Annotated in this window: 17 protein-coding genes; 7 read left to right on the top strand and 10 right to left on the bottom strand. The window is 54.5% G+C overall.

Annotated features, from left to right (window positions below):
- Window positions 1-173: 173 nt before the first annotated feature.
- Window positions 174-1,736 carry a murein biosynthesis integral membrane protein MurJ gene (gene murJ, locus RGQ30_RS04465; RefSeq protein ID WP_130558135.1) on the bottom strand — a complete coding sequence of 521 codons (1,563 nt, stop codon included), beginning with the start codon at window positions 1,734-1,736 and terminating at the stop codon, window positions 174-176.
- Between the two features lie 73 nt (window positions 1,737-1,809).
- On the opposite strand from murJ, the gene rpsT reads away from it, so the two are divergent.
- On the top strand, window positions 1,810-2,076 hold the full coding sequence (gene rpsT, locus RGQ30_RS04460; protein WP_130558136.1) for a 30S ribosomal protein S20: 267 nt from the start codon (window positions 1,810-1,812) through the stop codon (window positions 2,074-2,076).
- A 135-nt stretch (window positions 2,077-2,211) separates the two neighbouring features.
- Here rpsT and RGQ30_RS04455 read toward each other — a convergent pair whose 3' ends face one another.
- The 5 genes from RGQ30_RS04455 to xseB all read right to left on the bottom strand — a co-directional run bounded on the left by RGQ30_RS04455 (window position 2,212) and on the right by xseB (window position 6,575).
- Window positions 2,212-2,544 (bottom strand): DUF3579 domain-containing protein, encoded by a 333-nt coding sequence (locus RGQ30_RS04455; RefSeq protein ID WP_130558137.1) that lies wholly within the window; start codon window positions 2,542-2,544, stop codon window positions 2,212-2,214.
- A 105-nt stretch (window positions 2,545-2,649) separates the two neighbouring features.
- On the bottom strand, window positions 2,650-3,480 hold the full coding sequence (gene folE2, locus RGQ30_RS04450) for a GTP cyclohydrolase FolE2 (RefSeq protein WP_130558138.1): 831 nt from the start codon (window positions 3,478-3,480) through the stop codon (window positions 2,650-2,652).
- 7 nt (window positions 3,481-3,487) lie between these two features.
- Window positions 3,488-5,410: a 1-deoxy-D-xylulose-5-phosphate synthase gene (gene dxs, locus RGQ30_RS04445; protein WP_130558139.1), complete on the bottom strand. Its 1,923-nt coding sequence runs from the start codon at window positions 5,408-5,410 to the stop codon at window positions 3,488-3,490.
- Window positions 5,404-6,306, bottom strand: coding sequence for a polyprenyl synthetase family protein (locus tag RGQ30_RS04440; RefSeq protein WP_298215562.1), 903 nt, complete (start codon window positions 6,304-6,306; stop codon window positions 5,404-5,406). Before RGQ30_RS04440 ends, dxs begins: the two co-directional genes overlap by 7 nt.
- Window positions 6,303-6,575 (bottom strand): exodeoxyribonuclease VII small subunit, encoded by a 273-nt coding sequence (gene xseB / locus RGQ30_RS04435; protein ID WP_130558140.1) that lies wholly within the window; start codon window positions 6,573-6,575, stop codon window positions 6,303-6,305. The genes RGQ30_RS04440 and xseB overlap by 4 nt, the downstream gene beginning before the upstream one ends.
- A gap of 191 nt (window positions 6,576-6,766) precedes the next feature.
- Between xseB and RGQ30_RS04430 the strand changes: the two genes are divergently transcribed.
- Window positions 6,767-7,894 carry an aromatic ring-hydroxylating oxygenase subunit alpha gene (locus RGQ30_RS04430; RefSeq protein WP_130558713.1) on the top strand — a complete coding sequence of 376 codons (1,128 nt, stop codon included), beginning with the start codon at window positions 6,767-6,769 and terminating at the stop codon, window positions 7,892-7,894.
- A gap of 25 nt (window positions 7,895-7,919) precedes the next feature.
- Window positions 7,920-8,798 carry a DMT family transporter gene (locus RGQ30_RS04425; protein WP_130558141.1) on the top strand — a complete coding sequence of 293 codons (879 nt, stop codon included), beginning with the start codon at window positions 7,920-7,922 and terminating at the stop codon, window positions 8,796-8,798.
- Window positions 8,799-8,822: 24 nt separating this feature from the next.
- Here RGQ30_RS04425 and RGQ30_RS04420 read toward each other — a convergent pair whose 3' ends face one another.
- The 3 genes from RGQ30_RS04420 to polA are packed head-to-tail and all read right to left on the bottom strand — an operon-like array spanning window position 8,823 to window position 13,340.
- Complete coding sequence (locus RGQ30_RS04420) at window positions 8,823-9,608, bottom strand: ZIP family metal transporter (RefSeq protein WP_130558142.1); 786 nt, start codon at window positions 9,606-9,608, stop codon at window positions 8,823-8,825.
- A gap of 19 nt (window positions 9,609-9,627) precedes the next feature.
- Window positions 9,628-10,533 (bottom strand): dienelactone hydrolase family protein, encoded by a 906-nt coding sequence (locus RGQ30_RS04415; RefSeq protein WP_130558143.1) that lies wholly within the window; start codon window positions 10,531-10,533, stop codon window positions 9,628-9,630.
- A 23-nt stretch (window positions 10,534-10,556) separates the two neighbouring features.
- A complete protein-coding gene (gene polA / locus RGQ30_RS04410) occupies window positions 10,557-13,340 on the bottom strand; it encodes a DNA polymerase I (RefSeq protein WP_130558144.1) in 2,784 nt (927 codons plus the stop codon).
- Between polA and RGQ30_RS04405 the strand changes: the two genes are divergently transcribed.
- The 3 genes from RGQ30_RS04405 to RGQ30_RS04395 all read left to right on the top strand — a co-directional run bounded on the left by RGQ30_RS04405 (window position 13,341) and on the right by RGQ30_RS04395 (window position 15,934).
- The gene (locus tag RGQ30_RS04405) at window positions 13,341-14,078 is read left to right on the top strand and encodes an LOG family protein (protein WP_130558145.1); all 738 of its coding nucleotides are present in this window, start codon (window positions 13,341-13,343) and stop codon (window positions 14,076-14,078) included. It abuts the gene before it with no gap.
- 87 nt (window positions 14,079-14,165) lie between these two features.
- Window positions 14,166-15,128 carry a homoserine kinase gene (locus RGQ30_RS04400; protein WP_130558146.1) on the top strand — a complete coding sequence of 321 codons (963 nt, stop codon included), beginning with the start codon at window positions 14,166-14,168 and terminating at the stop codon, window positions 15,126-15,128.
- Window positions 15,129-15,139: 11 nt separating this feature from the next.
- Window positions 15,140-15,934 carry a BPSS1780 family membrane protein gene (locus tag RGQ30_RS04395; protein WP_130558147.1) on the top strand — a complete coding sequence of 265 codons (795 nt, stop codon included), beginning with the start codon at window positions 15,140-15,142 and terminating at the stop codon, window positions 15,932-15,934.
- 552 nt (window positions 15,935-16,486) lie between these two features.
- On the opposite strand, the gene RGQ30_RS04390 is transcribed toward RGQ30_RS04395, so the two are convergent.
- Window positions 16,487-18,718 (bottom strand): UvrD-helicase domain-containing protein, encoded by a 2,232-nt coding sequence (locus tag RGQ30_RS04390; RefSeq protein ID WP_130558148.1) that lies wholly within the window; start codon window positions 18,716-18,718, stop codon window positions 16,487-16,489.
- A 144-nt stretch (window positions 18,719-18,862) separates the two neighbouring features.
- Between RGQ30_RS04390 and RGQ30_RS04385 the strand changes: the two genes are divergently transcribed.
- On the top strand, window positions 18,863-19,753 hold the full coding sequence (locus RGQ30_RS04385; RefSeq protein WP_130558149.1) for an adenylate/guanylate cyclase domain-containing protein: 891 nt from the start codon (window positions 18,863-18,865) through the stop codon (window positions 19,751-19,753).
- Window positions 19,754-19,782: the final 29 nt, after the last annotated feature.

The following is a 19,782-nucleotide window of genomic DNA, read 5'->3' as shown; positions in this document are numbered from 1 at the left end:
CCAATTCATCGCAAGTTGCCGGAATGGCGGGCGGGCCTTGAAGTCGATAACAAGGCTGTGATGATCTGATCTCAGTCACTGCACATTAAATCTGCTGCACCAAGGATGCACGCTACAGGGATTAGCGCCGCAGAGATTCACGCAACAGGCATCTGATTTGCCGTTCAGGAGTTCTACTGCCCGGCAGGCTTGCGAATCAAGCGCCGTGGATTCAGCCCCAACACAGCCAGTACTGCGAAGTAGATCAAACCGCACACCGCAATCACACCCAGCACAGCAGCAATTCGAAGTACCGGTGTGGTCGCCATAGCCAGCCAGTCAAACTGCTGGTTCATGAACCACAAGCCAACACCCATTGCGACTGCGGCCAACAACACTTTGGTGAAGTACATGGCCCAGCCTGTTGAAGGGGTATACAGTCCGCGCCTGCGCAAGCCCCAGTACAGCACGGCCGCATTAAGCAAGGCGCCGCCACTGATGCTCAAGGGTAAACCGGCATGACCATAAAGGGGCACAAACACGAGGTTCATCAATTGGGTGGTCACAACCACCCCAATTCCGATGATAACGGGTGTGCGTATGTCCTGCTTGGCATAGAAACCGGGGGCCAAGATTTTCACCAGCACCAAACCGGCAAGGCCCAGGCTGTAGGCCACAACCGCTTGGCTGGTCATGGCAACATCCACTGCATCAAATCGGCCATAGTGAAACAACAAGGCTACCAATGCCTCTGAAAAAAGCCCCATGCCAATGGCTGCAGGCAATACAAACACAACGGTCAGGCGCAGCCCCCAGTCCATCAAACGCGAAAACTCTTCATGGCTTCGTGTGGCTGCGGCCGACAAGGACGGCAACAACACCGTGCCGAGGGCTACACCAAGCAAGGCCGTTGGAAACTCCATGAGCCGATCGCCATAGGAAATCCAGGACACGCTGCCCTTTTCCAGGTGAGAGGCAATGTTGGTATTGATAATCAGGCTGATTTGAGCGACCGACACGGCCAATGTGGCGGGCACCATGTTTTTCAACACCCTGCGCACCTGCTCATCGCTCCAGGCGGCCTTGATCGTCCCGAAACCTGCAAAAGGATTGATCCAGCAACCGGTGCGGGCCAAACCGTACCAAAGCACCACCACCTGCAACACGCCACCCACCATCACTGCAATCGCAAACGCTTTGACAGCTTCATCAAAGTATGGGGCCAACAGCAAGGCGCCTGCGATGAAGCTGATATTCAACAGCACAGGCGCGAATGCAGGCAAGGCAAACGACCTAAAGGTGTTCAACAGCCCAGAGGCCAGGGCCACCATGGATATCAACAAGATGTAGGGAAACATCCATTGGGTCAGCAACACGGTCAATTCAAACTGGTCGCTTCCCACTTCGAGCCCGCTGGCCATACCCATGACTACCCAACTACCGCCCAACACACCCAACACCACAATCAGCAAAAGCGTGACGAACAAAAGGGAACTGACACGACGAGCGAGATCAACTGCCGCTGCTTTGCCTTCAACAGCATTGGTTTGAGACAAAATTGGAATAAATGCCTGGGAAAACGCGCCTTCTGCAAAAAGACGACGCAAGAGGTTGGGAATTCGAAATGCAATAAAAAAAGCATCCGACTCGGCCCCCGCCCCCAAAAGGCGCGCGGTGATTGTCTCTCGAATCAAGCCGGTGATTCGGGACAACAATGTCATGGCGCTGACCACAGCAGCCGACTTCAATAAATTCATATAGTGATTGTTAAACGCCTGTTATTTTGTTAAAATTGCGGGTTTTCGAATTCTACACCCTGGAACAAGCAATATGGCCAACTCAGCACAGGCGCGCAAGCGCGCAAAACAAGCCGCCAAAGCAAATGCGCACAACTCTGCCATTCGCTCAGCGATGAGAACTGCGGTTAAAAAAGTACGCGCTGCTGTTGAAGCAGGCGACAAAACTGTCGCGCAAGCAGTTTATCGCGAAACAACTCGCATTCTGGACCGCGTTGCCGACAAGGACCTGATCCACAAGAACAAGGCCTCACGCAACAAGTCACGTTTGTCAGCGCTTGTAAAAGGCATGGCAGCCTAACTAATTAGGCCACTAAGTTAAGCTGCGAACCAAGCGGTTCACGAACCAGCTTACCAAACAGCATACTAAGCAGTTCTGCCAAACATAAAAAAAGCCTCTTGATTGAAAGAGGCTTTTCGTGTTTTCTGGATATTCTTAGCCTTGTGGTGGGTCGGGTAGCAGGCAGGCGTCGAGCACCTGTAGATCGTTGTCCCTGGCAAAATTCAGCACAAACGTCATGGCCATGGGTTCGACGTCGCGCAGGCGCTCGTCAATCACCACGCATTTGACACTGTTCATAACGATGGGTTTGGCGTACGGGCTATAGGCCAAATGCTGCTGGCTTTGTTGCTGCCGGCCAGGTGGACGGTAGCAGGACAGCACACCACAGAGGCGCTCTGCCCAATCGGACGGACGAAATGCCCTTCCCGATGACGTTAAGCCAAGAATGAATAATTCCTTGGGCTTGACCGTGGGTGGTTCAGCCATATCAAAGTTGCTCCTGAGGTGTGCTCGCGCACCCCGACATTTAATTTTGTTGTGTATTGTCGGGGGTGAATCTTACAGCGCGCTGAAGATCAGGCGAACACAGGCTTAAACGCGGTCAATCCGCGCATAGGCCGAGTGGTTGTGAATTGATTCGAAGTTTTCAGCTTCCACTGTGTAATGGCCGATTTGCTCAAACTTGTGCATGGCAATGGCCACGTCGCGAACCAGGTCTTCCACAAACTTGGGGTTGTCGTAGGCCCGCTCAGTCACGTATTTTTCATCAGGACGCTTGAGCAAACCGTACAACTCGCAAGAGGCCTGCTGCTCGATCGCTGAAATGAACTGGGCAATGTCCACGTCCTCTTTCAGTTGCACGCGCGCAGTGACATGCGACCGCTGATTGTGTGCGCCATATTCGGAAATTTTCTTGGAGCATGGGCACAGGCTGGTGACCGGCACCACAACGGTCAGGTAGATGTCCTGACCCGCTTCGGAGGCAGAACCTTCCAGTGTCAACTGATAGTCCATCAAACTGGACACACCACTGATGGGCGCCACTTTGGACAAAAAGTAAGGCAGCTCCATTTTGACGCGTCCGGAAGGTGCGTCCAGGCGCTTCAACATTTCAACCAGCATGGCCCGGAAACCCGCTACGGTCAGCACGCTGCCTTGGGATTCCTCGAGCAGCGCGATGAAACGCGACATGTGCGTACCTTTCTGGTCTGCAGGCAGGAACACTGTCATTTCAAACTCGGCCACTGAAGGCATCGCCTTCTGACCCTGAAGTTCAATCAGAACCGGATACTTGACAGAGCGGATGCCAACCGACTGGATGGCAATGTGGCGGGTGTCAATGGTGCTTTGGACATCGGGAATGACTTGGTCGATTGGGTTATTGGCCACGGCGTTCTCCAAGCCTTTGTCACGTGTATTCATAACTTCCTCATGTGTTCGCGGTGCGCCCTGCTACATGGCGGACCACATTGGTGTGGCGATCAAAGAGCTCGCCAAAGTGCTGCTTGATGGACGTTTCGATGCCTTGGGCGTCCAGCCCCAGATTCTTGAGCAGAATAACAGGGTCGCCGTGATCGATAAACTCATCGGGCAAACCAAGTTGCAACACTGCATTGTTAAAACCGTGGGCATGCAGGTATTCGCTGACTGCAGAGCCTGCGCCGCCCATGATACAACCCTCTTCCACGGTGACGAAGCTGTAGCGCTGCTCGGCAAGCCGTTTCAACAGGTCGCCATCAATCGGCTTGACCCACCGCATGTCCACCACTGTCGCGCCCAGGGCGCGGCCAGCTTCAAGACTTGATTCACAAATAGAGCCAAAAGCCAGTATTGCAAGCTTGTGTTCGGCCAAATCGGGTGAATATCGCACAATGGCCTTGCCTATTTCAAGCGTATCCAGCGATTCATCGGCCACGACACCGGGCCCCACGCCGCGCGGATACCGCACGGACGCACAACCCGGGTATTGATAGGCTGTGGACAAAAGCTTGCGGCATTCGTCTTCGTTGGATGGGGCGGCAATCACCATGTTCGGAATGCAACGCAAATAGGCAATGTCGTAGTTGCCAGCGTGGGTAGCACCATCGGCACCCACCAAGCCTGCTCGGTCGAGTGCAAAGGTGACATCCAGATTTTGCAAGGCGACATCGTGAATCAACTGGTCATAAGCGCGCTGCAAGAAGGTGGAATAAATGGCCACAACCGGCTTCATACCCTCGCAGGCCAAACCGGCAGCAAAGGTCACTGCATGCTGCTCGGCAATGCCCACATCGAAATAACGTGAGGGAAAGCGGCGCTCAAATTCAACCATGCCGGAACCTTCCCGCATGGCTGGCGTAATGCCCACCAGCTTGCGGTCAGTCTGCGCCATGTCGCACAGCCACTTGCCGAAAATCTGGGTGTAAGTGGGTGGCTTCGGCGTGGTTGATTTTTGAATACCGATGCTGGGATCAAACTTGCCAGGGCCGTGGTACAACACTGGGTCTTGCTCGGCCAGTTTGTAACCTGCGCCCTTTTTGGTGATGACATGCAGAAAAAGCGGCCCTTTCATGGCACGCAGGTTTTGCAATGTGGGCACCAAGGCATCCAGATCATGGCCGTCAATCGGGCCATAGTAATTAAAGCCAAACTCTTCAAACAATGTGGCGGGGCTCATCATGCCTTTCACATGTTCTTCCAAGCGATGCGCCAGTTCGTACAAGGGGGGAGCAACACCCAAAATGCCCTTGCCCACTTCCTTGACATTGTTCAACATGCGGCCCGACAGCAGCTTGGCCAGGTACTTGTTCAGGGCACCGACCGGCGGCGAGATCGACATGTCGTTGTCGTTCAAGATCACGAGCAGATCGATATCGGGCGTCACGCCCGCGTTGTTCAGGGCCTCGAAGGCCATGCCGGCTGTCATGGAACCATCACCGATTACGGCAATGTGCTTGCGATTCACGCCCAGGTTGCGGGATGCCACCGCCATGCCCAGTGCCGCAGAAATAGATGTGCTGGAGTGCGCGGTGCCAAAGGCGTCGTATTCCGATTCAGACCGCTTGGGAAAACCCGAAATACCACCCAACTGCCGCAGACCGGGCATGGCATCGCGCCGCCCCGTCAATATCTTGTGCGGGTAGGTTTGATGGCCCACGTCCCACACCACACGGTCGTTGGGGGTGTTGAACACGTAGTGCAATGCCACTGTCAACTCGACCGTACCCAAGTTTGACGACAGGTGCCCGCCTGTTTTTGCCACTTGCTCCACAATGTAATTGCGCAACTCGTCGGCCAACAGCGGCAACTGGTTTTCAGACAGTCGACGCAAGTCAGCAGGGCAGTCAATTTTTTTCAGCAAATCGCTCATGATTTCCGGTTTGTAATCAGTTCTACGAGAGTTTCCAAGGGGCCGCGGCGGTCCTGTTCAATGACCTCGCATGCGGCCAGCGCCTTTTTGCGCAACTGTTCAAGCAGCTGCCTGGCTTGCTCCAAACCCATCAAACTCACCATAGTTGGCTTGTTGTTCAGGGCGTCTTTTCCCGATGTTTTACCCAGGACATCGCTGGTGGACTCTACGTCCAATATGTCGTCAATCACTTGATATGCCAAGCCCAAACAATGGGCATAGGCCTCTAATCCCTCTTGTTCAACGGGCGAAAGACCTGGGTTGCTGACATATCCCATCCTCACGGAGGCCCTAATCAGGTCGCCAGTCTTTCGAGCGTGCATCTGCTCAAGGGCCTGCAAATCCATGGGCTTCCCCACGTGGGCCAGGTCGATGGCCTGCCCCGCTGCCATTCCCTGCAAACCGGACGCACCAGCCAGCGCAGCGATTTGTTGCATACGCACTGATACGCTGCCCTGCTGCGACTGCGCAAGCCATTGGAATGCCGCGGTTTGCAAGGCATCACCAGCCAGCAGAGCAAAGGCTTCGCCAAACTTCACGTGGCAGGTGGGTTTGCCACGGCGAAGTACATCGTTGTCCATGCTGGGCAAATCGTCGTGCACCAGCGAATACGCATGCATGGCCTCAATGGCGCACGCTGAATCGGTCAACTGTTGCATGGGCGTACCCACCGCATGGCCAGCGGAAAAAACCAGCATGGCCCGCAAGCGCTTGCCGCCTTCCAGCAATGCATATTCGACAGCGTCGTTCAGTACGTCAGATGGGCCCTTGAACTGCCCAAGCTTGTCGGCCAGTACCGATTCAAATCGTACGCGCGTGTCTTCAAACCAGCTCAGTTGGGCGGATGGCGCGAGTATCACTGTTCACCCTCGGCAACAGGCTTGTTCAAGCCAAGTTCAATTTCCGTTACTTCCTGTCGAACCTGATTCAATCGGTCTCGACAGTACTTCACCAAAAAAGCACCGCGTTTGTAATCGGTCAACAGTTGATCCAGCCCCATGTTCTGGGAATCCATGACATCAACGAGGGCTTCAAGCTCTGCCACCGCGGCTTCGAAGGACGCGGGGGGGGCCTGATCATCAGGCAGATTGGCTTGGGCCGGTGCTGTTTTGGCTTTACTTGGGCTCATGGTGCTACGGAAAACGCTGCAAAGTCTTCCATTTTACTTCGACTTTGCTCAAAGGCGAAAAGTCTTTGGCTGGAATGCAGACTAAAGGGTACAATCCACTTTCTCTTTGTGTTCAACAGGTTAATTTGCATCAGTGTCGATCAGGGACACTGCTGGAGGAGGTCCCCGGGATCATGTCCGATTTGAGTGATTTGTCCAATGTGTCACAAGCCGTGACGCTGTCAAGTTTGCAGCCCCATGTTTCAGCGTATTTCGATGAACATGTTTTGAAGGATGAAATCCAACTACTCTATCGAGACGGACCGGGTTACGTCGGCCACTCCCATTGGGTGCCCGAGCGCGGCGACTGGAGGTCACTTCCGTGGGAAGGCGACGGCCGTATTCTGGTGAATAATGGCTCGGAAATCGAGCTGCTGTCCAATGTATGCAGACACCGCCAAGCCATCATGCTGAAAGGTCATGGCAATTCAGACAACATTGTGTGCCCGCTTCACCGCTGGACCTATGACCTGAAGGGTGAACTGCTGGGCGCTCCACATTTTGCCCAACAGCCCTGCACCAAACTGCAAAGCTTTCCGCTTCAAAACTGGCGAGGCCTGCAATTCAATTCACGCCGCAATGTGCTGGATGAACTCAAGAACGTGCCGTTCCTGGAAGAAATTGATTTTTCGGGCTTTCAGCTCGATTCTGTCAAAAGCAATGTGCTGCCCTACAACTGGAAAACCTTTATCGAGGTTTACCTGGAGGACTACCACGTCGAGCCCTTCCACCCAGGCCTGGGTCAATTTGTAAGCTGCTCGGACTTGCAGTGGTATTACGGGGACAACTGGAGTGTGCAGTCTGTCGGTGTAAAAGCCGGCCTGCGCCGCCCCGGCACGCCAGTTTATCGCCAGTGGCACGATGCAGTGAAAAAATTCAGCAACGGGGTTGATCCGAAGTACGGCGCCATCTGGTTTTGCATGTACCCCAACATCATGGTGGAGTGGTATCCACACGTGCTGGTGGTGTCGACATTGCACCCCAAGGGACCACAGGAAACACTGAATGTGGTTGAGTTTTATTACCCGGAGGAAATTCGACTGTTCGAGCGCGAGTTTGTAGAAGCCGAACAGGCTGCCTACATGGAAACGGCGGTTGAAGACGACGAAATTGCCGAGCGCATGGACGAAGGCCGGCGGGTGCTGATGGAGCGCGGCGAACACGATGCCGGGCCCTATCAAAGCCCCATGGAAGACGGCATGGCGCATTTTCACGCCTGGTATGGTGCTCAAATGCACCCCAATCACAATCAATCCGGAAAACTGAAGAAGTCTTTCTGACTTCCCCCAACGCGACAAGCAGGCCATGCAAGCTCTATGGATGTTAATGGCCTGCCTGTGCTTTGGCACCATGGGGCTGATGGTGAAGTTGGCCGGTACACAGGCCACTCTCGGTGAAATCATTCTTTTCCGGGGTTTGGTGCCCCTGCTGGGCATTGCAATTTGGGCTTTGCTCAAGGGGCTGAGCCTGAAAAGCCCGGTAGCCCACCTTCACCTTCGACGCAATGTGGCAGGCATTGTGGCCATGTGGTGCGGTTTTTATGCCACCACTCAATTGCCTCTGGCCACGGCCACCACGCTGATGTACACCTCCCCGCTGTTTATCGCACTCATTCTTTGGATTGGATTTGGCCAATCGAGGAACCGGATTGAGATTGCTGCCATTGGTGTTGGTTTTGTGGGTGTGCTCGCCGTGCTTCAACCGGTACTGGCCAACAATGAATTGCCTGTCGCCCTGATTGGGTTGAGCGCTGGTGCAGTGTCTGCTGTAGCCTACCTGCAACTGAAAAGCCTGGGGCAAGCCCGCGAGCCTGAATGGCGTACCGTGCTTTACTTTGCAGGAACAGCCACAGTGACATCGGCGATTTACCTGACTGCGTTTGGGGAATTTGCTGTGCTTACGAACAGCACCCCTGACTGGACCCTGTTGTGGTTGCTAGGTCTGGGAGTATTTGGTGGTGCTGGGAACCTGGCACTGACCCGGTCGTTCGGAAGTGGCTCAACCTGGCTGTCTGCATCGCTGCAATACTGCACCATTCTGGTTTCCACCTTTTATGGCATTGTTGTGTTGGGTGATTTGCCCAGCAGCACCACGTGGCTGGGCGTTGCCATGATCATCGCCTGCGGGGGCCTGTCTTCCTACGCCACGCACCAGCGCAAAAAAGTGGAAATACCGTCCGCTTGATACCCACCCGCTTGAGGCGGTTGCTTAATGGTGATGGTGAAGGATTTCCGCCAGCACAGCAATCAGTGAGACACCCGCACCGATGCAAACCAACTGAACAATGCTCTCCTTGACCTTGACCCGCTGTTGCATCTGGGGAATAAGGTCAGCCACCGCCACGTAGATAAAACTGGCAGCGGCAAACACCAGGGCATAAGGCAGCAGAGCTTGCATTTGTGTGAACAGCGTGTAGCCCAAACCTGCACCCAATACGGCGGCCAAACCTGCCACTGCCATCAGTTGCAGGGCTTTCTTGCGTGCAATGCCGGCATTGACCAGCACCAGGTAATCGCCTGTTTGCTGGGGAATTTCATGCAGCACAACGCTAAGCGTGGTGACAAGACCCAATTCAAAGTCGACCAGAAAGGCGCTGGCAATCAGCAAACCGTCGGCAAAGTTGTGGATGGAATCGCCAATCACGATCAGCAAACCGCCTCGGCGGGCTTCACGTTTGTCGAAGCCATGGTGGTGGTCGTGGCCATCGTGCTCATGGTGGTGGCTGTGCCGAAAGATCGAAAACTTTTCGAGCACAAAGAAAAACAGCAAGCCCGCCAGCAACAGCGCAAACAACTGGTGGTGGTCCATGCCCTTGTCCAGGGCCTCAGGCAACAGATGCAACAGCGACGCACCCAACAACACCCCGGCGGAGACGCTGACCATGGGTTCGAGGGAGCGCGCAATGTAGCGCGCAGTCAAAAGAGCGGATGCAAAAATGGCCAAGGCCGTGCCCAAGGCAGCGGCCAGAAGCACAAGCAGTAAACTTGAATGCACGATCGGGAAAGGTCCGTGTTTAGATTAGGTTCTTGCCCCGCAAGAACAGCAGCGCCTGATTGTACGCTTCTTTGGCCACCGTGGCATTGTAGGTATTGCGGTAGTCCGCGTGGAAACCATGTTGTGCACCGTCAAACACAGTGATGCTACTGGCTTTGGCAAACGGATTGTTTCCCGCTGCGGCAAGGGCCTGGCGCATTTGTTCTACGGTATCCAGCGGAATCGAACTGTCTTCCGAACCATACAAGCCCAACACCGGCGCTTTCAACTGGCTTGCTATATCCACGGGGTGGTTGGGCGTCAACGCTGATTTTGCCCCCACCACGCGCCCGTACCAAGCCACACCCGCTTTCACTGCAGGTTGGTGTGCAGCATACAGCCAGGTAATCCGACCACCCCAGCAAAAGCCGGTAACTGCCAGTTGATTGGCATTGGCCCCTTCTGAACCCGCGAATTCAACGCACTTGTCCAGGTCTTTCATGACCTGTGCATCGTCCATTTTGGAAATGACGTTTTCCAGAATGGCGGCCACTGAAGCGTATTGGCCAGCCTCTGAATACCGAAAGAAAATTTCCGGTGCCAAGGCATAGAAGCCAGCCTGTGCAAACCGGCGGCACACGTCTTCCAGGTAAGCGTGCACACCAAAAATTTCGGGCACCACCAAAATAACTGGTGCATTTTTCTTGTTTTTTGGGTAAGCCCGGTAGGCGAACATGTCATCGTCGCCGACATTCACAAGCACCCGGCCTTCTTCCAGCCCAGTGCTTGGTGTGGTGATTGCTTGAGCCAATATGGGTGAGGCAGCCGCTGCAAAACCACCTACTGTGAAACCTTTCAGCAAGGTTCGCCGGCTCATGGGCAGTTTGCCGCCGCCAGTCAATGCTTCCAGGTGTTCCTGATTTTCAGTTTTGTTGTCATCGCTCATCCCTACTCCCCTGCTTGTTTGATTTAATGCGCTTCTTCCCAGTTGTTGCCCATGCCACACCCCACTTCCAGGGGCACACGCAACTGCGCAACTTGGGTCATGATTTCAGGAACACGGCGTTGAATCAATTCGAGTTCACCCTTGGGTACTTCGAGAATGACTTCGTCGTGCACCTGCATGATCATTTTGGTTTGCAGCTTCTCCGTTTTCAACCAGGCCGACAATTGCACCATGGCCATCTTGATCAGATCCGCTGAAGTGCCCTGCATGGGCGCATTGATGGCAGCGCGTTCCGCACCCGCCCTGCGCGGGCCATTGGGGCTTTTGATTTCGGGCAGCCACAAGCGGCGGCCAAACACGGTTTGCACATAGCCGTCTTCCTTGGCCTGTGCGCGCACACTGTCCATAAACCTGGCGACACCGGGATACCGGGAAAAATACCGGTCAATGTACAGCTTGGCGGCTTCCCGGGTAATGCCCAGGTTACCCGCCAGGCCAAAGGCGCTCATGCCGTAAATCAGGCCGAAATTGATGACCTTGGCTGTGCGCCGATGGTCGGAAGTGACTTCGTTCAAGCCCACGCCAAAAATTTCAGACGCGGTCGCGCTGTGAATGTCCAACCCTTCATTGAAAGCATTAATCAGCGCTTCATCGCCAGAAATATGCGCCATGATGCGCAATTCGATTTGCGAGTAGTCGGCAGACACCAGAACGCAACCAGGGGCAGCGATGAAGGCTTCACGAACCCGGCGCCCTTCCGCAGTGCGCACTGGAATGTTTTGCAAATTGGGGTCATTGCTGGCTAGTCGGCCAGTCACGGCCACAGCCTGGGCGTAATTGGTGTGTACGCGGCCGGTGCGCTCATTCACCATGCGGGGAAGCTTGTCGGTATACGTACTCTTGAGCTTGGCCAGTGACCTGTGTTCCAGCAGCTTGGCGGGCAAGGGGTAATCTTCGGCCAGTTTGCTGAGCACTTCTTCATCCGTGGAGGGTGCGCCGCTGGCTGTTTTTTTCACCACCGGTAAACCCAGCTTCTCGAACAACAACTCGCCAATTTGCTTGGGCGAGTTCAGGTTGAAACTGCCGCCCGCCATCTCGAAAGCTTGCTCCTCGATGCGTTTGAGTTTCTCGGCAATTTCTGCGCTTTGAGCATCCAGTTTTGCGGCATCAATCAGCACGCCATTGCGCTCGACTTCAAACAGGACCTGGCCAAATGGCAGTTCCACCTCGTGGTACAGCTTGGCCAGCTCGGGCACCTTGTCAAGCTCGGCTTTCAATACATGGGCCAGGCGCAAGGTCACCTCTGCATCTTCAGCCGCGTAGCGAGTGGCGGTGTCAATGGAAACCTGATCAAAGGTGACCTGGCTTGCCCCCTTGCCTGCGACGTCTTCGAACTTGATGGTGTTGTAGTTCAGCCAGCGCAGTGCAAGGGCGTCCATGCCGTGCGGCTTGTGAGCCTCCAGAATATAAGAGGCCAGCATGGTGTCTTCCATCAGGCCTTGTACCCACACATCGTGGTTGGCCATGACGTGCAAATCGTACTTGGCATTCTGCGCAATTTTGGGTGAATCGGCGTCTTCAAACCAGGGTTTCAGAAAAGCCAGAACCTCGTCAATTGGCAACTGCGGTTCCGCCGTCAAGTCCTGGTGGGTCAGCGGAATGTAGTAGCCCACACCGGGTTTGACTGCAAATGACAACCCGACAATTCGGGCGTTCATGGGTTCGAGCGAATCTGTTTCGGTGTCGAAGGCCACGGCGGTTTTGCTGTCTGCTGCGGCCTTCAGTTCAACCATCAGGGCGGTTAGCTGTTCCTGATTTTGAACACAGACTGTTTCGATGGAATCGACTGCCTGAGTGGGCGCGTCAAACAGGCTCATCGAACTGCCGTCAGGTGGCCCTTCCACTTTGGGTTTTGCCGCGACTTCTTCTTCACCCACGCCACCCAGGGCACGGAACCAGGTTTTGAACTCGAAGCGCTGAAACAACTGCTTCAGTTCCTCATTGTTCTCGGGGTGTGCCTTGAGCTGTTCTTCAATGTGTCGGCGAAGCTCGAATTCGCAGTCTGTTTTGATGGTCACGAGTGACTTTCCCGTGGGCAGCCAATCCAGTGCCTTTTGCAGGTTTTCACCCACCTTGCCGCCAATTTTGTCGGCGTTGGCCACCACGCCATCCAGGGTTTTGTATTCCGCAAGCCATTTTGCAGCGGTTTTGGGGCCAACCTTTTCAACACCGGGCACGTTGTCCACGGTGTCACCAACCAGGGTCAGGTAATCAATGATTTGTTCCGGGTAAACGCCAAACTTTTCAAACACCGCGTCGCGGGTCATCACCGCATTTTTCATGGTGTCCACCAAGCGGACTTTGTCGTTGACCAGTTGTGCCATGTCCTTGTCGCCAGTCGAGACGATGACCTCGTCAAACCCCTGTTGCAAGGCCACATGCGCCAGTGTGCCAATCACATCGTCGGCTTCAATGCCGGGCTCCATGACGATGGGCCAGCCCAGTGCGCGGGTGACTTCATGAATGTGGGGGATTTGGGCGGCCAAGTCTTCCGGCATGCTGGCCCTGTTGGCCTTGTATTCCGGGTAAATGTCGTCCCGAAAGGTCTTGCCCGGCGCATCGAACACGCAGGCGATACAATTGGTGCGCACATCGTCGGTGTGATAGTCCGCACGCAAGCGCCTCAGCATGTTGACCATGCCGTAGACTGCGCCAGTGGGCTCGCCCGCGCGATTTCGCAAATCAGGCATGGCATGAAAGGCACGGTACAGGTAGCTTGACCCATCAACAAGGAGTAATCGCTTCATATGACAACCAAAAATAAGAATATTCCAACATTGCGCCATTTGCCCTCGAAAGAGCAGTCCACAGCAGTGAAGGCCCGCGAGTCATGGCATGTGCTGGGAATTATGGCAGAGTTCATTGAGGCGACCGAGAAGCTGTCGGCAATTCGCCCCTCGGTGTCCATCTTTGGCAGCGCACGCACGCCTGTTGACCACCCCTACTACGTGCTGACCGAAAACATCGCACGGGCCTTGTCTGACTCGGGTTTTGCCGTCATCAGCGGCGGCGGCCCCGGCATCATGGAGGCGGCCAACAAGGGCGCATTTGCTGGTGAATCGCCCAGCGTGGGTTTGAACATCGAGCTGCCGTTTGAACAAAGTGGCAACCCGTACCAGAATATCTCCCTGACCTTCCGGCACTTTTTTGCACGCAAGGTGGCTTTTGCCAAATATGCCAGCGCCTACGTGGTGATGCCAGGCGGCTTTGGCACGCTGGATGAAATGTTTGAAGCTCTGACCCTGATCCAGACCAACAAGGGACGCAGAATCCCGATTATTCTGGTGGGCTCGGCTTTTTGGGCCGGCTTGATTGACTGGATAAAAAGCCACTTGCTGGGTGAAGGCATGATCAGCCCAAGCGACATGGACCTGTTTGAAGTGGTGGAAACGCCCGAGCAGGTGTTGGCAAGCATCTTCCATTTCTACGAAAAACGCACCTTCAATCCCTCAGACAGTGAAACAGAGAAGCTGTTGGACTTATAAAGAGAGACCAAACACGGGTAAAATCCGGGTTGCCAACGTGCAAACCCGTGATCTGCCCCGTGATTGTTCACCCTCTCAGGATTTTGAATGGCTGTTTTTACACGCATCACCCAAGACGAGCTCCAAGAATGGTTGCAAGACCGTGACTGCGGAAACCTGATTTCCTTTGAGGGCATTGAGTCCGGGATTGAAAACACCAATTACTTTGTGACCACCACGGCTGGACGTTACGTTCTCACCATTTTCGAAAAATTGAAGGCGGAAGATCTGCCGTTTTACCTCGGTTTGATGAAACACCTGGCCAAAAAAGGCCTGGCTGTGCCAGGGCCAATTGCCAACATGTCAGGTGAATTGTTCAATACACTGCATGACAAGCCCGCGACCCTGGTCAATTGCCTGAGCGGAAAATCTGTGGATCTCCCCAACCCGGCCCAATGTCGCGAAATTGGCAGCTTCAGCGCCAAGGCGCATTTGGCTGTGGCCGACTTTGACTGCAATACACCCAACCCACGGGGGCTCGGGTGGATTGAAGGGGCCGTCAGCGAACTTGAAGCGCACTTGCCCGAAGATGTTCGCAACCTTCTTGTCGATGAAGTCAATCACCAGAAAGCCGTCTCGAAACAGGCAGATTTCCTGAGCCTGCCCAAGGGCGCAGTGCATGCGGACCTGTTCAGAGACAACGCCTTGATGCAGGGCGACCAGCTGGGTGGCGTGATTGATTTCTATTTTGCAGGTGTGGACACATTCCTGTTTGACCTGGCAGTGACTGCAAACGATTGGTGTATCGACCTGGAAACAGGCGAATTCAAAATCGATTCAATTCAGGCCTTGCTTGAGGGATATCAGGCAGTTCGCAGCCTCAGCGAACCTGAATGCAGACTGTGGCAAGACATGCTTCGCTCTGCCAGCCTGCGTTTCTGGACATCACGGCTTTTTGACTTTTACATGCCACGTGAAGCAGAAGTGCTGAACGTCAAAGACCCCAGACACTTCGAGCGCGTGTTGCTGGCCCGCCGTCGCGGTGTACCTATTGCTCCACAAACGGTTTAAGGAAGTATCAATTGGCCAATTACGTACATACATGCCCACCAAGCGCTGGCTGGGACTGGCTAATGCAAGGCGTGCAGCTTTTCCGCAAAAAACCGGGTGAGATGTTTTTGTTTGGCAACACTTACCTGTTCATCATCCTGTTCATCGGCGTATTGATTCCCTTCGTAGGCGCGGCTGCGGTGGCCATTGCATCGCCCGCTCTGGGCTTTGGCATCATGTTGGCCGGAAAAATGGGGCAGCAGGGTTTACGTGTTGGGCCAAGCGTGCTGTTCACCGCATTCAACCAGGACAACCGGAAGCATTTGCAGTCCCTGATTACCTTGGGGGCAATCTACACCGCGTGCTTCGCCCTGATCCGTCTGCTGGCTTATCTGGCACTGGGTGCCCAACCTACCATGACAGTGGAAGACTTTCAAAAAGCCGACCCGGCCACTTCTGCGGCCTTCATGGAGTACACCGTGCTGTACATGCTGTTTGTCGGTGTCAGCAGCATTCCCGTGTTGCTGGCGTTCTGGTTTGCGCCCGTGCTGGTGGTTTGGCACAACATGAAACCCATGCAGGCGCTGTTCTCAAGCTGGGTTGCCGTGTGGCGCAACAAAAGCAGCTTCCTGATTTACGGCATGGGCTGGTTGATACTGGGCATTGGTTTCTCGTCGGTGTTTGTAGTGCTGTTTACCTTGTTGGGCTTGCCGGCGCCGTTTGTCAGTGCCTTGAACATGATGTGTGTGGCCCTGGTGATGGCGGTGTCCTTGTGCACGTTTTACCCCACGTACAAGGCGGTGTTTGAGCACGATCCAACGGCTTGAACGATCCGGATGCGTCTCAATCGTCACGAATCCCAATCACTTGCCAGAAAACCTGAATTCCCCTTTTTGAATTCGCACTGACTCACCGAGCTCGGCAAAAAACATGGCCGAGTCTCGGTGTCGACCTGTGGTCGACCGTGACGTGTGAATTCAAACGGGCAGGTTTTCTTGAAGGCCAAGCGATCAGGACAACGCTAACGATTGCTCCTCATCATGACCAGTGACCAGTGAGCGGACGGTAATTTATCAACCGCCCACGTCCTGACCAGATCTGGTTGGCAAGTCTCAAGCGCTAACAACGCAGCCAACTCGGCAGTGGGTTTGCCTGTTCCGCACATTCAAGAAAACCGCCCCGCTTGAATTGATTCGCTGCGTTCGGCTGCAAGCTGACACCGAATCAGGCCGTCTGTTTTGCCTGATTCGGTGAGCAAAAATCAATTCAAAAAGGGATCAAGCGGTTTTCAGTGCGGAATCGGGCAACTTTGTCGAGCTGGCGATGACATGGCAACCCTGTCGAGTTGGCTATAACCTGGCGACAACTTGACAACGCAATCAGCTGCGTTCCAGCTTCGCCAAACTCAACATGAGCCACTTCATCCCTTGGCGACCAAAGTTGATTTGAATTCTTTGGTCGTCTCCCTCGCCTTCATAGGACACCACCACCCCACTGCCAAATTTGGCATGGCTGACGCCAGTGCCAATGTCATAAGGTCGCTTGCTGGTCTTGTTGCTGTACCCCACATTCAGGGTTTTGTTTTGCCCCCATACTTTGGAGTCAAGTGCGTCCCAACCCTGGCTGGCGATGTGCGCCCGCTTGGGGGTCAGCCACTTCAACACCTCTTCAGGCAACTCGTCCAGAAAACGTGATCGCAGGTGGTAGCGAATCTGGCCATGCAGCATGCGCTGCTGGGCATGGCTCAAAAACAGCTGTTCCCGTGCGCGGGTAATCGCCACATACATCAGTCGGCGCTCTTCTTCCACCGCCTCCACGCTGGTGCCATCGCCTCCCTCAACGGAATTGCCAATGCTGTTTTCGTGCGGGAACAAACCTTCTTCCAGCCCGGTGACAAACACGCATTTGAATTCAAGCCCCTTGGCGGAATGTGCTGTCATCAACTGAATGGCATCCTGCCCCGCGGCCGCTGCGTTGTCCCCCGCTTCGAGTGAAGCATGTGAAAGAAAATCAGCCAGAGGCGTAATCAGCTTTTCCTCATCAACCATGGTGGCGGCCGCATCGCGGTAATAGCCTTCTGCAATTGAAAAAGAAGCGGCCGCGTTGACCAGTTCTTTCAAGTTTTCAACGCGGTCTTCGCCGTCTTTGTCGGCCTGAAAATGGGCAATCAAGCCCGATTCATTGATCACTTTGTCGACCAGATCGGGCAGGCTCAAGCCGCGGGTTTCAAAGCGCATGCGCTCAATCAAATCAGCAAACTTTTTCAAACCTGCCTGTGCACGGCCTTCCATGCGGTGAATGGCGCGGTAAAGCGACGTAGCCTGAGCCGTCGAGATATCCTGAAGTTGCTCCACGCTGCGCGCACCAATGCCGCGTGCAGGAAAATTCACCACGCGTGAAAAGGAATTGTCGTCGTCGGCGTTGTCCATCAACCGCAAATAGGCCAGCGCGTGCTTGATTTCCGCACGTTCAAAAAACCGCAAACCGCCGTATACACGGTACGGCATGCCGGCATTGAACAGGGCCTGCTCCACCACGCGGGATTGCGCATTGGAACGGTACAGAATCGCGATATCAGACCGGCTGTACCCCTCTTCCAAAACCAGTTTCTTGATGCGGTCAATGATGAAGGCCGCCTCGTCCTGGTCGCTGGTGGCCTCATACACTCGAATGGCCTCACCCTCGCCCGCCTCAGTCCACAATTCTTTGCCCAAGCGGGCCTTGTTGTGGGCAATCAGCACGTTGGCGGCTTTCAGCACATTGCCAACCGATCGGTAATTCTGTTCCAGCTTGATCCGGTTCTGCACATTGAAGTCGTTCTCAAACTGCACCATGTTGGCCACGCGTGCACCGCGAAAGGCGTAAATGGACTGGTCATCATCGCCCACCGCAAAAATACAACCTTGGGGCCCGGCTAAACGCTTCAACCAGTTGTATTGCAGGCTGTTGGTGTCCTGAAACTCGTCGACCAGGATGTATTTGAAACGGGCCTGGTAATGCTCCCGCAGCGTGGGGTTGGCCCCCAGCAATTCGAACGAGCGCAACAACAGTTCTGCAAAATCCACCACGCCTTCACGCTGGCATTGCGCTTCATAGGCCTCGTAAAGGCGAACCATCATGCGGTGGTATTCATCATGGGCTTCAACATCTTTGGGGCGCAGGCCCTGGTCCTTGGCCGAACCTACAAAATAGCTCAGTTGCTTGGGCGGAAATTTTTCAGCGTCAATACCCAGCACCTTGTACATGCGCTTGATGGCGGAAAGCTGGTCCTGCATGTCCAGAATCTGGAAGGCCTGCGGCAAACCCGCTTCCTTCCAGTGGGCCCGCAACATGCGGTTACAAAGCCCGTGGAAGGTGCCCACCCACATGCTGCGGGTGTTGATTGGCAACATGGTGGAAATGCGGTGAAGCATTTCCTTGGACGCCTTGTTCGTGAAAGTGACAGCCAACACCCCGTTGGGCCCGACCTGCCCGGTCTGGATCAGCCAAGCGATTCGGGCCGTGAGCACCTTGGTTTTGCCACTTCCGGCACCGGCAAGAATCAGGGCGGATTCACGCGGCAAGGTCACTGCTGCCAGTTGTTCGGGGTTCAGGCTATCGAGTAGGGACACGGCTTCTCACATCAGAATTGGGTTTTGCTGGTGATTTTAACAGTGATTTCCCCTTCGACCCGAACTTGACCCGAACTACCATTGTTCAACGGCAAGCATTTGCGCCGATAATCAAGCGCTTTCCCGCCAGGCCGCAATCAAAGGATGTACACCCACAAAAATCTCACCGTAATGTTTACCGACATCTGTGGATTTACCCGGCAAACCAGTACCAGCAGTCGCAATGACATGATGGCACGCCTGGAAATTCATAACGCACTGCTTACCCCCGTGATTCGGCAATGGGGCGGCACGATTGTCAAATCAATCGGAGATGCGTTTCTACTCACCTTTGAAAGCCCAACCGATGCACTGCACTGCGCAATTTGCCTGCAGCATGCCCTTCATGTGCACAATCATGAAGCGCCAGAACAGACCCGAATTCACATCAAGATCAGCGTCAACTGTGGTGAAGTGGCGGTGACCGACACGGATGTATTTGGTGACCCTGTGAATGTCGCCGCGAAGATAGAGAAAGCCACGACAGCCAACGAGATTTATTTCACGGAGGCGGTGTACTTGGCCATGAATCAGTCAGAGGTGCCTTGTGAGTTTGCAAGCACCTTTGCGGCCAAAGGTGATGCTGCGCCTGAAATCAGGCTTTATCGAATATTGACCGATGACAAGAACCCCAGGTACCAAGGCATTTTGTCGACTGGAGCTGACAAACGTGCTGCACACATTGTTGCATCGATGCCCATGAGCGCCAAGCCTGCCAAATTCAAACGTCACTGGAAGGTCGGTTTACTTGTTGCTGTGGCTTTGTTTGCGCTAGCCGGTTTATCAGTACTGTTTGGCAAACCAAAGGCAGTACAGATTGACACCAACACAGCAGACCCTTTGGCAGGCACATCGGCCAGCCCCGATCAAGCCGAGCAATTTGACCCCAACCCCCAACCTGTCGATTCACGCAAATCAAGGCAAGCCGCCACAATGGTCTGGGCCACCGCCATTGTTCAAGACCCGGCCCAGTTGAAGGAAAAAGCCATGCGGTGATTGAAAGGCTTGCCGGCGACCTGGGTGAA

It is taken from the genome of Limnobacter thiooxidans, from assembly GCF_036323495.1.
Taxonomy (GTDB): Bacteria; Pseudomonadota; Gammaproteobacteria; order Burkholderiales; family Burkholderiaceae_B; genus Limnobacter; species Limnobacter thiooxidans.
This window is presented reverse-complemented; position numbering and strand designations above follow the sequence as displayed.